Origin of the sequence: Zoogloea sp. (assembly GCF_044344315.1) — a bacterium.
In the GTDB taxonomy this organism is placed as follows: domain Bacteria; phylum Pseudomonadota; class Gammaproteobacteria; order Burkholderiales; family Rhodocyclaceae; genus Zoogloea.
The window spans coordinates 1-13,372 of record NZ_JBIJDC010000121.1 but is presented as its reverse complement, the minus strand read 5'-3'; the positions used below and the strand labels follow the sequence as shown (position 1 = coordinate 13,372).

The 13,372-nt window shown below is 63.3% G+C and carries 13 protein-coding genes and 1 tRNA gene; 9 read left to right on the top strand and 5 right to left on the bottom strand.

The window, feature by feature from the left end:
* The coding region (locus tag ACIQ09_RS19190; protein WP_398313528.1) for a YfhL family 4Fe-4S dicluster ferredoxin at positions 1 to 240 on the top strand (240 nt) is incomplete at its 5' end.
* Between the two features lie 102 nt (positions 241 to 342).
* Here the strand turns inward: ACIQ09_RS19190 and ACIQ09_RS19185 are convergent.
* Entirely contained in the window at positions 343 to 2,295 is a 1,953-nt protein-coding gene (locus ACIQ09_RS19185; protein WP_398313532.1) for a dynamin family protein, read from the bottom strand.
* A gap of 103 nt (positions 2,296 to 2,398) precedes the next feature.
* Positions 2,399 to 3,208, bottom strand: coding sequence for a bifunctional DNA-formamidopyrimidine glycosylase/DNA-(apurinic or apyrimidinic site) lyase (mutM, locus tag ACIQ09_RS19180; protein ID WP_398313526.1), 810 nt, complete (start codon positions 3,206 to 3,208; stop codon positions 2,399 to 2,401).
* Positions 3,209 to 3,368: 160 nt separating this feature from the next.
* On the opposite strand from mutM, the gene ACIQ09_RS19175 reads away from it, so the two are divergent.
* The 8 genes from ACIQ09_RS19175 to ACIQ09_RS19140 all read left to right on the top strand — a co-directional run bounded on the left by ACIQ09_RS19175 (position 3,369) and on the right by ACIQ09_RS19140 (position 10,682).
* Positions 3,369 to 5,096 carry a tetratricopeptide repeat protein gene (locus ACIQ09_RS19175; RefSeq protein ID WP_398313524.1) on the top strand — a complete coding sequence of 576 codons (1,728 nt, stop codon included), beginning with the start codon at positions 3,369 to 3,371 and terminating at the stop codon, positions 5,094 to 5,096.
* 2 nt (positions 5,097 to 5,098) lie between these two features.
* Complete coding sequence (gene lolB / locus ACIQ09_RS19170) at positions 5,099 to 5,653, top strand: lipoprotein insertase outer membrane protein LolB (RefSeq protein ID WP_398313530.1); 555 nt, start codon at positions 5,099 to 5,101, stop codon at positions 5,651 to 5,653.
* 1 nt (position 5,654) lies between these two features.
* The gene (gene ispE, locus ACIQ09_RS19165; protein WP_398313522.1) at positions 5,655 to 6,518 is read left to right on the top strand and encodes a 4-(cytidine 5'-diphospho)-2-C-methyl-D-erythritol kinase; all 864 of its coding nucleotides are present in this window, start codon (positions 5,655 to 5,657) and stop codon (positions 6,516 to 6,518) included.
* 19 nt (positions 6,519 to 6,537) lie between these two features.
* A tRNA-Gln gene (locus ACIQ09_RS19160) sits at positions 6,538 to 6,614 on the top strand.
* A 73-nt stretch (positions 6,615 to 6,687) separates the two neighbouring features.
* Positions 6,688 to 7,638, top strand: coding sequence for a ribose-phosphate pyrophosphokinase (locus ACIQ09_RS19155; protein WP_398313520.1), 951 nt, complete (start codon positions 6,688 to 6,690; stop codon positions 7,636 to 7,638).
* A 90-nt stretch (positions 7,639 to 7,728) separates the two neighbouring features.
* Positions 7,729 to 8,325, top strand: a complete 597-nt coding sequence (locus ACIQ09_RS19150; RefSeq protein ID WP_398313518.1) for a 50S ribosomal protein L25/general stress protein Ctc — start codon at positions 7,729 to 7,731, stop codon at positions 8,323 to 8,325.
* A gap of 31 nt (positions 8,326 to 8,356) precedes the next feature.
* Positions 8,357 to 8,956: an aminoacyl-tRNA hydrolase gene (gene pth, locus ACIQ09_RS19145; RefSeq protein ID WP_398313516.1), complete on the top strand. Its 600-nt coding sequence runs from the start codon at positions 8,357 to 8,359 to the stop codon at positions 8,954 to 8,956.
* Positions 8,957 to 9,059: 103 nt separating this feature from the next.
* Positions 9,060 to 10,682 carry a methyl-accepting chemotaxis protein gene (locus ACIQ09_RS19140; RefSeq protein WP_398313514.1) on the top strand — a complete coding sequence of 541 codons (1,623 nt, stop codon included), beginning with the start codon at positions 9,060 to 9,062 and terminating at the stop codon, positions 10,680 to 10,682.
* Positions 10,683 to 10,767: 85 nt separating this feature from the next.
* On the opposite strand, the gene ACIQ09_RS19135 is transcribed toward ACIQ09_RS19140, so the two are convergent.
* From ACIQ09_RS19135 to ACIQ09_RS19125, 3 genes are all read right to left on the bottom strand, one after another.
* Positions 10,768 to 11,724 carry a branched-chain amino acid ABC transporter permease gene (locus tag ACIQ09_RS19135; protein ID WP_398313512.1) on the bottom strand — a complete coding sequence of 319 codons (957 nt, stop codon included), beginning with the start codon at positions 11,722 to 11,724 and terminating at the stop codon, positions 10,768 to 10,770.
* An 11-nt stretch (positions 11,725 to 11,735) separates the two neighbouring features.
* Positions 11,736 to 12,617, bottom strand: coding sequence for a branched-chain amino acid ABC transporter permease (locus tag ACIQ09_RS19130; RefSeq protein ID WP_398313510.1), 882 nt, complete (start codon positions 12,615 to 12,617; stop codon positions 11,736 to 11,738).
* Between the two features lie 58 nt (positions 12,618 to 12,675).
* On the bottom strand, positions 12,676 to 13,372 hold a 697-nt coding region (locus ACIQ09_RS19125), incomplete at its 5' end, for an ABC transporter substrate-binding protein (RefSeq protein ID WP_398313508.1).

The window sequence follows — 13,372 nt, the reverse complement described above, 5'->3', positions numbered from 1 at the left end:
ATTACCGACGAGTGCATCAATTGCGACGTCTGCGAGCCGGAATGCCCGAATGGTGCCATCTCCCAGGGTGACGAGATTTACATCATCGACCCCGACAAGTGCACCGAGTGTGTCGGTCACTTTGATGAACCCCAGTGCCAGCAGGTTTGCCCGGTGGATTGCATCCCCTTCAATCCGGAACATCCGGAAAGCAAGGACGATCTGATGGAGAAGTTTCTCAAGCTCACTGCCGACAAGTAAGCACGCCGGCAGCGCGAGAAACAAACAGGGCCGGGCACCCCAGCAGGGGAGCCCGGCCCTGTTGCTGTGTACCGGTCGACGCGTGTCCTGCCGGCTGTGGCCTCAGGCGGCCAAAGCCGAGGGGGTGTTGCTGCCTGCCGGCATTTCAAGGGCAAGCTCGATGCGCTCCGCCAGTGCGTTGAGCTGGGCAAGCTGGTGGACGAGCAGGTCTTCGGCTTGCTGCAGTTCCCGGACCCGGTCTTCCAGGGTGTCGGTGGCCTGGTGGATGCGTTTCACGCTTTCAAGGCGGCGCTTGAGCTGGAGCTGATACTCGCGCACCTGGGTCTCCAGGGGGGCCATCACGGCCCGCAGCCACTGTTCCGCATCCCGGTTGGCCACTTCGAAGGTGCGCCGGGCCTGGACAGCCACGGTTTCGAAGAACTTCTGGGTGAGGGTGTGCTTTTCGGTGGTGACGATGGTCAGCACCGTGTTGAACTGGTTGTTGAAGGCTTCCTCCAGGCGCTCGATCTCCTTTTCATAGCGCAGGGTCGAGAAGGCCGTGGGTGCGGCCAGCTTGAGGCCGTGCTCGACGGTGAAACGCTTGTACATGGCGTCGAGCATTTTGGAGATCTCGCCGATCTCGTCGGTGGACTTCTTGAGGTTGCCACGCAGGTGCTGGAAAAAGCCCTTCATGGCGTCACGCAGGCCGCGGGAGAAGGCCGCATCGAGCATGGCCTCGCGGGTGCGGCGGGTTTCGTCGCGCAGGGCGTCGAGGCCCAGGTGACCGAAGAGGTTGTTGGACAGGCTGGAGAACACGCTGCGCACGGCGTAGTACTTCTGCAGACCCTGTTCGAACTCGTCCTTCTCGGAGCGCACCTTGCGCATCATGTATTCGATGACGTTCTGGTTCTTGCCACGCAGGTCGGTGAGCTCCTGGAGTTGTTCGCGCAGGCCGGACAGGCGGGCATTGAGGAGCTCGCGGCTGCGGCTGACGATGTCGGTGACATCGCCGTGGGTGTTGTCGCGGACAATGTCGCGCTTGGTCGGGAGCAGCTCGGTGGAGAGGGCCCGCTCAAGGCTGAGGATGCGGCTGCGATCCAGAAGTTCGGGGTCTTCGTTGACCTTGGCCACCAGCCCCTTCTGGGCTGATACCGGATAGACCTGGGCAGGTGAGACTTCGAGGGTGTTGGCGACGCTCGCTACCTGACCGGCAATCTCCCGCTCGATGTCTTCTTCGCTGCGCAGGCCGTCCCACAGGCCGTCGATCTTGTTGAGGGCGATGATGCGCCCGCGTTGGCGGCGCCCCGCGTTGACGTGCTCCCGCCACACGGCCAGGTCGCTCTGGGTGACGCCAGTATCGGCGGCCAGGATGAACAGTACGGCGTGGGCGTTGGGCAGCAGGTTGAGGGTGAGCTCGGGCTCCGCACCGATGGCATTGAGGCCCGGCGTATCGAGAATCACCAGCCCCTGTTCGAGCAGCGGGTGGGGAAACTGGATGATGGCGTGGCGCCAGCGCGGAATCTCCAGCTTGCCCTCTGAGTCGGGGCGGATGCCGTGGTCACCGCTGGCGTCGATAGGGAAGCCCAGTTCTTCGGCTTCGGCCTGGCTGGCCAGGCGGGTTTCGCCGACCTGGGCCAGGGCCTGCTGCAGGCTCTCGGCCGAGCTGGTGTCGAGGGGGCGGATCTGCCATTCCTCAGGGTAGCGCTTGAGTTCGGTGATGCTGGCGTTGGTCTTGCGGCTCTCGATCGGCAGCAGGCGGATCTCCGGCTTGTCGCCTTCCTTCCATTGCAGCTCGGTCGGGCACATGGTGGTGCGCCCGGCGCTTGAGGGCAGGATGCGGTTGCCATAGCCGGCAAAGAAGACGGCGTTGATGAGCTCGGACTTGCCCCGCGAGAACTCGGCCACGAAGGCGACGATCAGCTTGTCTTCGCGCAGGCGGTCGAGGAGGTACTGGAGACGCAGATCGGACTGTGCGTCGCCGATTTCATTGAGTTGCAGCCACTTGCGCAGCTCTCCGATTCCGGAGGCCACATCTCCCCGCCACTGGGTGTAGGCGGAGAAGTGTTCAGCGAGCATGTGTGCGTCTTTCACGGGCTTCATTCCTGGCTGGGAGCCGCTACGCCGGCAGTAATCGTCAATATTGTTAGCATAAACGGGATCGGGGCTGACCGAAACCGTTTCAATGCTGGCAGCGCGGGCAGTAGAAACTGGCCCGTTGCCCCATGATCCGTTTGCGGATGGGGGTGGAGCATTTTCGGCAGGGCTCGTTGTCTCGTCCATAGACGAAATACTGCTGCTGGAAGTAACCCGGTGCCCCGTTGCTGCCAACAAAATCCCGTAGCGTGCTGCCACCGGCGGCCAGCGCATCCTGCAGGGTTTCGCGGATGCAGGCGACGAGGCGGGCGCAGCGTTTCGGGCCTAGTTCGCCGATGGGCGTGGTGGGGTCGATGCCGGCCCTGAACAGGCTTTCGGAGGCGTAGATGTTGCCGATGCCCACTACCTGGTGGCCATCCATCAGAAAGAGCTTGGCGGGTGTCTTGCGGCCCCGTCCGGCCCGATGCAGCCAGGGGCCGTCGAAGCCGTCGTCGAGGGGCTCGATGCCGAGTCCGGCGAGGAGCGGATGGGGTGCATCGCCGGCCTGCCATAGCACCAGTCCGAAGCGACGGGGGTCGCGCAGGCGCAGGGCCCTGTCGCCGAACAGGATGTCGAGATGGTCGTGCTTCTCAGGGGGCGTCACGGCGGGCACGATGCGCAGGCTCCCGGACATGCCCAGATGCACCAGCAGACTGCCGGTGGGAAAGCGCAGAAGCAGGTATTTCGCACGGCGCTCCACGGCCAGCAGCGCCCGGTCGCGGAGGATGGTATCCAGATCTTCGGGAATGGGGTGGCGCAGACGGGCGTTGCGGACGACCGCGCCGGTGCTGGTGAGGTGGGTGAGTTCGGGTGCGATTCCCCGGCGGGTGGTTTCGACTTCAGGCAGTTCGGGCATGGGGAAAACGGTGCGAAGGAGCTCGCTTGCTGGGCTTGGGGAAACCGCCTAACATCCGGCGAACCCTATTGTAGCTGTGCGATCAAAGACCATGTCGCGCCGTTGCGAGCTTTTCGGGACGGTGGCCGACCGGAACCCGAACGTCTTTCCAGAGAGTCCCATGAAGCCTATTTTTCGCCTTGTTCAACCGGCCCGATTGCTGGCCATCCTGCTCGTCTCGGCCGGCCTGTTCGCAGGGGTGGCCCAGGCTCAGCAGGATGCGGCCGGAGATGACGCGGCGAAGGCGACCTATCCGGCTCAGGAGCTGACACCGCAGATCCTTCACCAGATGATGCTCGCCGAGGTGGCCGCAGCCAGGGGGCAGACCGCCATGGCCGCCCGCTCCTATGTAGACCTGGCGCGCCGTACGCGGGATGGGCGCATTGCCCGGCGTGCCGCCGAAATGGCGCTGTTCTCCCGTGAGGCGGATCTGTCCGGCGAGGCTGCTCGACTTTGGCTCGATATCGAGCCCGGTTCGGTCCAGGCCCAGCAGCTGACATCCGGGACGCTGGCCAGCGGTGCCCGTATTGATGAATTGCGCACCCATCTTGCCGAGGCGCTGGCGCGTCAGGGCGATGCCATCGGCCCGGCCCTGATGGGACTCAACCGGGGGCTGGCGCGAATTCCCGACAAGCCCCTGATCCGTCGTCTCGTCACCGAGTTGACCGAGCCCTATCTCACTCATCCGGAAGCCTGGTTTGCCCGGGCCAACGCGGCTTTTGTGGCGGGCGACGGGGTTGCCGCGTCGAATGACCTGGACGGTGCCTTGCGTGTGCGCCCCGACTGGGAGCAGGCGGTGGTCCTCAAGGCGCAGTTCGAGCAGGAGGCGTCGCCCGGTGCCGGTGTTCGGACGCTGCAGGCCTATCTGACGCAGCACCCGGAAGCCCGGGAGCCCCGTATTACCCTTGCCCGCCTCCTGGTGGCGGGCAAGCAGTTCGGGCCGGCCCGGGAGCAGTTCGAGCAGATCCTCAAGCGCACGCCGGACGACAAGGATGCCATCCACGCGGCGGGCCTGCTCTCCATGCAGCTTGGCGATGGAGCGGGTGCGGAAGCCCACTTCAGACGACTCCTCGAACTGGGGTTTGCCGAGGAGGACAGCGTTCGTACTTATCTCGGGCAGATTGCCGAGGAAGCAAAGCGTTACGATGAAGCCATCGGTTGGTACAAGTCGGTTGCACCGGGGAGTCGTTTCGTTGCGGCCCAGGCGCGAGTGGCCCAGGTCATGGTGGCCCGCGGCCGGATTCCCGAGGCGCGCCAGCACCTCCAGGCGCTGGCGCGTGATGCGGCTCCGGCCGAGCGCCAGCAGTTTGTACTGGCGGAGGCGCAGATCGTCCGGGATGCCGGTCGTAATGAAGAGGCCTTCAATGTTCTTGACGAGGCCTTGCGGAGCGATCCGGAGAGTATCGAGCTCCTGTACGAGTCGGCATTGATGGCTGAGCGCATCGGCCGCCCCGAAGTGATGGAAGGGCGCCTGCGAAAGCTGATTGCCCTCAAGCCCGATCACGCCCATGCCTATAACGCACTGGGCTATTCCCTGGTGGATCGCAACCTGCGTCTCGATGAAGCCGAGGGCCTGATCCGCAAGGGTCTTGAGATTGCACCGAACGACGCCTTCATCCTGGACAGCCTCGGCTGGGCCCTTTACCGGCGTGGCGATCTGAATGGTGCCCTTGCCCAGCTTCAGCGTGCCTTCGAGCTGCGGGCTGATCCGGAGATCGCTGCACACCTGGGCGAGGTGTTGTGGATGATGGGGCGGCGTGACGAGGCTGCCCAAACCTGGAAGGATGCCGCCAAGGCACACCCCGACAACACGGTGCTGGCCGACGTGATCAAGAAGTTCAAACCTTGAGAGTGCTTGCCCTGGTGGGTGTGCTGGGCCTGAGCGCCTGCGCCACGACCCCGGATGCTGTACCCAAGACTGCCCTGCGAGCCGTCGCCGAGATGCCCCGTTTTCAGCTCGAAGGCCGCCTGCAGGTGCGAGATGCCGAGCGCAGCGCCGTTGTTGGCGTTGACTGGCAGCATGGCCCGGAGCGCGATGCCTGGTTGTTCACCGGCCCTCTGGGGCAGGGGCTGGCGCGCATCGAGACCGATGCCGCGGGCGCGCGCATGACCCTCAGCGATGGACGTCGTGTCGAGGCCGATACGGCCGCTGAACTGGCCGAGAGTGTGTTGGGGGTCAGCGCCCCCTTCACCGAACTGCCCCGATGGGTGACAGCAAGAGTCCGGGAAGGGGCGGAGGTGCGCGAACTCGATGCCCTCGGGCGCCCCCGGCAGGTCATCGATCGTGGCTGGACCATTGACTACACCGAGTACGCGGGAGGCGAGCCCGACGACCTGCCCCGCAAGATCGACGTTCATCGCGGCGATACCCGCCTGCGCCTGATCGTCGATGCCTGGAACCCCTGACATGCATCCTATCCCCTTTGATCCGGCCGCCACGGAAGTGCGCCTGCCGGCACCGGCCAAGATCAATCTCTTTCTTCATATCGTCGGCCGTCGCCCGGATGGCTACCATCTGCTGCAAACCGCCTTCCGTTTGCTCGACTGGGGTGACGAGATCCAGCTCTCGCTCAGGAGCGATGGCCGCATCCTGCGGACCACGGATGTGCCGGGTGTCCCGCCTGAGACCGATCTGGTGGTGCGTGCCGCGTGTGCCCTGCAGCAGGCCACGGGTTCGTCGCAGGGGGTCGAAATCGGCGTATGCAAGCGTATCCCCATGGGGGGCGGGCTGGGTGGCGGAAGCTCGGATGCCGCCACCGTACTGATTGCACTTAACCGGATGTGGGGCTGCAAGCTGCCCGGAAAACGCCTGCAGGAGATCGGCCTGAGCCTGGGGGCGGACGTGCCTTTCTTTGTCTTTGGCGAGACCGCTTTTGCGGAGGGCGTTGGAGAAGCGCTCCAGGCCTTGAGTGTGGCGCCGGCCTGGTATGTGGTGATCGCGCCCGGGGTGTCGGTGCCCACCGCTGAAATTTTTTCCGCAGAAGAGTTGACGCGGAACACCGAACCCATAATAATGCGCGCCTTCGCAACACACACAACGCGGAACGATATGCAGGCAACAGTCTGCAAAAGGTTTCCCGAAGTGGCTGAGGCGCTGGTCTGGTTGTCGCAGTATGGGGCAGCAAGAATGAGCGGTTCAGGGGCCTGTATCTTTGCCCCCTTCGATTCGGAGGAGGAAGCAAGGCAGGTCGCCGCGGCGGCCCCGCAGGGCTGGAAGGTCTGGGTAGCCTCAGGGCTGGACAGGCATCCACTGCAAGGCTGGCTTGTGTGAGCTAGCGAAAACGATTTTTTGGGGAGTCGCCAAGTTGGTCAAGGCACCGGATTTTGATTCCGGCATTCGAAGGTTCGAATCCTTCTTCCCCAGCCAAATTCAGCGGGCAGGCCAAAAACCTGCCCGTTTTGTTTTAAGCTGTTCTACTTTGCAGTAACGAGAGGTGATCATGGCTTCGGGCAGCCTGATGGTTTTCACCGGCAACGCCAATCCCAAGCTGGCCGCAGATGTAGTGCGTCGTCTTGGGAAGTCTCTGGGTTCGGCCACGGTTGGTCGTTTCTCGGACGGCGAAGTCAATGTCGAACTTCTCGAGAACGTACGCGGCAAGGATGTCTTCGTCCTCCAGCCGACCTGCGTTCCCACCAACGATAACATCATGGAATTGCTGATCATGGTGGATGCGCTGAAGCGGGCTTCCGCTGGTCGCATCACCGCAGCGATTCCTTACTTCGGCTACGCCCGTCAGGATCGACGCCCCCGTTCGGCCCGTGTGCCCATCACTGCCAAGGTGGTGGCCAACATGCTCCAGGCCGCCGGTGTGCAGCGTGTCCTCACTGTCGATCTCCACGCCGACCAGATCCAGGGTTTCTTCGATATTCCGGTGGATAACATCTACGCAGCCCCTGTGCTGCTGGATGACCTGGAAAAGCAGAAATACGAAAACCTGATGGTCGTGTCGCCGGACGTGGGCGGTGTGGTTCGTGCCCGCGCCTTCGCCAAGCGCCTCGAGTGCGATCTGGCCATCATCGACAAGCGTCGTCCCAAGGCCAACGTCTCCGAGGTGATGAACATCATCGGTGAAGTCGAGGGTCGCACCTGCGTAATCATGGACGACATCGTCGACACCGCAGGCACCCTGTGCAAGGCGGCCCAGGCGCTCAAGGAAAACGGGGCCAAGCGTGTGATGGCCTACTGTACCCACGCCGTGCTGTCCGGCCCGGCCATCAGCCGCATCAATGAATCTGATCTGGACGAGCTGGTGGTGACCGATACCATTCCGCTGTCCGACGAAGCCCGGGCCTGCAAGCGCATCCGTTTTGTGTCGATCGGCGAGCTTCTCGCCGACACCATTCTGCGGATCAGCAACGAAGAGTCTGTCAGCTCCCTCTTCAACGAGTAAGCCATTCATTTCCAAGCCGGTGGGTGCAAGCCCACCGGCTTTTTTCAGCCCGTCTGGTCGCGGACGGGCCCATCAACCGGAGTAGCAAAGATGACCATTCAATTCAACGCCAAGACGCGCGTTCTGCAGGGCACGAGTGCGAGCCGCCGCCTGCGTCGCGCTGGCAGTGTTCCCGCCGTCGTGTACGGTTCCGGCGCCCCCGCCCAGATCGAAGTCGATCACAACGAGATCTTCCATGCCCTGCGCAACGAGGCCTTCCACGCCTCCGTGCTGACCATGGTGCTGGACGGTGCCAACCAGTCCGTGATTCTCAAGGACACCCAGTGGCACCCGTACAAGCAGCAGGTCCTGCACCTGGATTTCCAGCGCGTTGACGCTACCCACAAGATCCACGTGAAGGTGCCCCTGCACTTCATCAACGCCGACATCGCTCCGGGCGTCAAGCTCGAAGGCGGCATGGTTTCCCACCCGCTGACCGAACTCGACCTCGAGTGTCTGCCGGGCGACCTGCCCGAGTTCATCGAAGTGGATCTGAAGGATCTGAAGACGGGCTCCTCCATCCACGTTTCCGCCCTGACCCTGCCGAAGGGTGTGAAGGCCCTGACCCACGGTGAAGACCCGGTTTTGGCCACCATCCTGGCTGTCCGCGGTAGCGACGATGCTGCCGAGGAAACCCCGGCTGCCTGATTCACCTGAGGATTGCGAGGCCACCTGAACGATGAGCCAGCCTGCACCGAAGCTCGTCGTCGGCCTCGGCAATCCCGGCAGTGAGTACACTGAAACCCGGCATAACGCCGGGTTTTGGTTTTGTGAGCGCCTGGCCCGCGAACTGGGAACTTCCTTTAGCAAGGAAGCGCGCTTTCATGGCCTGGCGGCCAACGCCCGTCAGAACGGGGTGTGGCTGCTGATGCCCCAGACCTTCATGAACCGATCCGGGCAGTCCGTTGCTGCACTGGCGCGTTTCTACCGTATTGAGCCTGCGGAGATCCTCGTCGTTCATGATGAACTCGACATTCCTCCAGGCCAGCTCAGATTGAAGTTCGGCGGTGGCCTGGGCGGTCACAACGGCCTCAAGGACATCACCGCACATCTTGGGACTCAGGATTTCTGGCGCTTGCGGGTTGGCATCGGCCACCCTGGAGACCGCAACGAAGTGGCCAACTTCGTCCTCAAGCCGCCCCGGCGCGAGGAGTCCGAACTCATTGACGAGTCCCTCGACCGCGCCCTGCTGGCCTGGCCCCTGCTTGCCCGCGCCGACTGGAGCGCCGCCACCCAGCGTCTCAACGCCCGTCCCGCGTCGGTCAAGCCCGGTAACTGATTTCTCCTCGCTGCCTTAAGGCGCACCGTTTCCCTGCCGTAGACCCGCACAGGTATTTCAGACCGGGTCACGACGATCCCCGGCTGTTTAGAGGAAGAGACACATGCGCAAGCTTGCCGACACACCCATCTGGTTGCGTCTGACGGGTGCCATCTGGCTGATGCTGGTTATCGCCTGGGGCAGCATGATTGCGTGGGAAACCCGCGTGAATCGACAGACCGCGATAGCCCAGGCCGAAGATTTTGCCCATTCTGTCCATGAAATGACCATGGCTGGACTGACCGGAATGATGATCACCGGAACCGTGGGGCAGCGTGAGGTCTTTCTTGACCAGATCAAGCAGCTTTCCGTGATCAAGGATCTGGTCGTGATCCGTGGTGACGCCGTCAGCAAGCAGTTTGGTCCGGGCAATCGGCCAGCAGCACCGCTGGATACGGACGAAAAGGCTGTGATCGCCAGCGGCAAGGAGCTGGTCCGGGTGGAGAGCGATGCCAAGTCAGGCGAGTATCTGAGGGTGGTAAAGCCCGCGCTGGCCTCCGAGAACTACCTGGGCAAGAACTGCGTCGGTTGTCACCAGGTCCCGGTGGGAACGCCACTGGGGCTGGTCAGCATGAAGGTGTCCCTCGACAAGGTGAATGCGGCAGTCGATACCTTCATGTGGAAGAGCATCTTCAGCGCGCTGGCCCTGTCGCTTCCGCTCATCGTCTTCGTGGTTTTCTTCATCCGCAAGTTCGTTGTCAGCCCGCTGACTGATATGAATCGGAGCCTCTCGGAGATCGCCAAGGGGGAAGGGGACCTGACCCGGCGCCTCAAGGTCGCGGGCCAGGACGAGATCGGCAAGACGGCTGCGACTTTCAACGAGATGCTCGGCACCATCGCGCAGCTGGTGCGTCATGTGTCCGAATCTGCATCCCGGGTGACGGGCTCGGCTCATCAACTCGCCGCCAGTGCCGGGCGGGTGGCCGACGGATCGCGCCGGCAGAACGATCAGTCCCTGAGTGCAGCAGCTTCTGTCGAGCACATGGCGACCAACATCGCCAACGTGGCTGCCAGTGCCGAGCGGGTACATCAGCGTTCCCAGGAGAGTCTGCGGCGGGCAGAGGAGGGAGGGCGTACGCTCGATTCCCTCGTGGCCGAGGTGTGCCACGCCGAGGATGCAGTGCGCCAGATGGCCGATTCCGTCGAGGAGTTCGTCCAGTCCACCTCGTCGATCACGTCGATGACGCAGGAGGTGAGGGATATCGCCGAGCAGACCAATCTTCTGGCCCTCAATGCCGCGATCGAAGCGGCGCGGGCCGGGGAGCAGGGGCGTGGATTTGCCGTCGTGGCCGACGAGGTGCGCAAGTTGGCAGAAAAGTCCGCCAAGTCGGCGGGCGAGATCGATGCAGTGACTTCACGTCTCTCCAAGCAGTCCGTTGCGGTTCGCCAGTCCATCCACCGGGGCCTTGATCATCTGACGTCGAGTCGGGAGGCGGTCGCCTCCGTGTCCAGCGCCATTGCGTCGGCCAATGAGTCGGTTGTGGATGTGGGGCGCGGTCTCGATGAGATTGCCGAGGCGACCGAGCAGCAACGCAATGCCAGCGCCGCGGTGGCGGGCAGTATCGAGATGATCGCGGAGATGGCCAGGGACAACACGGATGCCGTTGACTCCACGGCGCGTGCGGCCCAGGACATGGAAAACCTGGCCAGCGAACTGCAGCAGACGGTCTCCCGGTTCCGGGTCTGAAGCGGATTTGGACAATAAAAAACGGACGGCCTTGGCCGTCCGTTTTTTTATCCTGCCATGGCGTTGAATGGCGCCGCCGCTTTTCCTAGCGGATGCCGGCGCGCTGGATGAGGGCCTGAATTTCGCCGACGATGCCGCGCCGGAAGGCCAGCACGCAGATCACGAAGATCAGGCCCATGATAACGGTGACCCAGGAGCCGACCTTGTCGGCCAGTTCGTTCTGCAGGGTCACGATGGTTGCAGATCCGACGGCCGGACCGAGGATGGTGCCAAGGCCGCCCAGCAGTGTCATCAGCACCACCTCGCCCGACATGTGCCAATGGACGTCCGAGAGGGATGCCAGCTGGAACACCAGGGTCTTGGTGGCGCCCGCCAGGCCGGCCAGGGATGCCGAGATCACGAAGGCCATCAGTTTGAACCGGCTCACGTCGTAGCCCAGCGAGATCGCCCGCGGTTCGTTCTCGCGGATGGCCTTGAGAATTTGGCCAAAGGGCGAGTGGATGGTGCGGTAGATGATGAAAAAGCCGATGCTGAAGACTGCGTACACCAGGTAGTACATGGCGACGTTGTCAGACAGATCCACCAGCCCGAAGAGGTGGCCGCGGGGCACGCCTTGCAGGCCGTCCTCGCCGCCGGTGGCCTTCACCTGCAGCACGATGAAGTAGACCATCTGGGCCAGGGCCAGGGTGATCATCGCAAAGTAGATTCCGGTGCGCCGGATGGCCAGAACGCCGAACAGCCAGCCCAGAAGGCCCGCCGATACGGTGCCGGCGAGGATGCCAACCTCGGGCGTGACACCCACGTCGCGCACCATCAGCCCGCAGACGTAGCCGGCTGTGCCCAGGAAGGCCGCATGTCCGAAGGACAGCAGGCCGGCAAAGCCGAGGAGCAGGTTGAAGGCGCAGGCGAACAGGGCGAGACAGAACAGCTTCATCAGGAAGGTCGGGTAGACCGCGAAGGGGGCGATCAGACCGACGATGAACAGGCCCGTGTACAAGACTTCAGTCTTGATCAGGGCGGAGGGCTGCTTGGTTGTGCTCACGGGGAGTCCTTTCAGGCCTTGCCGAACAGACCCGCAGGCCGTACCAGCAGGACGATGACCATGATGACGAAGACGACCACGGCGGAGGCTTCCGGGTAGAAGACCCGGGTCAGGCCCTCGATAAGCCCCAGCCCGATACCGGTGACGATGGAGCCGAGGATGGAACCCATGCCGCCGATGACCACTACCGCGAAGACGACGATGATCAGGTTGGAGCCCATCAGCGGATTCACCTGGAAGACCGGTGCAGCCAGTACGCCTGCAAAGGCTGCCAGGGCGACGCCGTAACCGTAAGTGAAGGTGATCAGCAGGGGCACGTTGATGCCGAGGGCCTGGACCATCTGGGAGTTCTCGGTACCGGCGCGGAGGTAGGCGCCCAGGCGGGTCTTCTCGATCATGTACCAGGTGCCGAAGCACACGGTCAGGGATGCGACGATGACCCAGGCGCGGTAGATCGGCAGGAACATGAAGCCCAGGTGAATGCCGCCGGAGAGTGCCTCGGGGACTTCATAGGACTCACCGGAGATTCCGAACTGGTCGCGGAACACGCCTTCGATGATCAGGGCCAGCCCGAAGGTCAGCAGCAGGCCGTAGAGATGGTCGAGCTTGTAGAGCTTGCGCAGCATGGTGCGCTCGAGGATCACACCGAACAGGCCGACCAGCAGCGGGGCAGCAATCAGGGCCACCCAGTAGTTCACGTTGAATTTGGTCAGGGCCAGCCACGCAATGAAGGCGCCCATCATGTACTGGGCCCCGTGGGCGAAGTTGATGATGTTGAGCAGGCCGAAGATGATCGCCAGCCCGAGGCTGAGGATTGCGTAGAACGAGCCGTTGATCAGCCCGACCAGCAGCTGGCTGCCCAGCAGGGCGGATGGGACGCCGAATATTTCCATGGGTCACTCCAGGGCCGGAGCGGCGCTGGGCCGCTCCGGGGATCGTGGTTGCAGCGGCTTATTTCTTGACCAGCGGGCAGCGGGACTGAGCCAGGGGCTGGAAGGCCTCGGCTGCAGGGATGGTCTGACGGACGTGGTAGTAGTCCCACGGGTACTTGGAGTCGGCGGGCTTCTTCACCTGCATCAGGTACATGTCGTGGACCATCCGGCCGTCTTCGCGGATCTGGCCGTTCTTGGCAAAGAAGTCGTTGATCGGCATCTTCTTCATCTGGGTCATGACCTTCTTGGTGTCGTCAGTGCCGGCAGCTTTGACGGCCTTCAGGTAGTGATACACCGAGGAGTACTGACCGGCCTGGACCATGGTCGGCATCTTCTTCTGCACGCCGAAGAAACGCTTCGACCAGGCGCGGGTTTCGTCATTCAGGTCCCAGTAGAAGCCTTCGGTCAGGTACATGCCCTGGGTGGTCTTGAGGCCGAGGGAGTGGATGTCGGTGATGAACATCAGCAGGCCGGCCAGGGACTGGGTCGGGGTGATGCCGAACTCGGCGGCCTGCTTGATGGCGTTGGTGGTGTCGGCGCCGGCATTGGCGAGGCCGATCACCTGGGCGCCGGAGGACTGGGCCTTGAGCAGGAAGGATGAGAAGTCGGAGCCGGGGAAGGGGTGGCGGACCGAGCCCAGCACCTTGCCGCCGTTGGCTGTGACCACCGCCGAGGCGTCTTTTTCCAGGGCCTGGCCGAAGGCGTAGTCGGCGGTC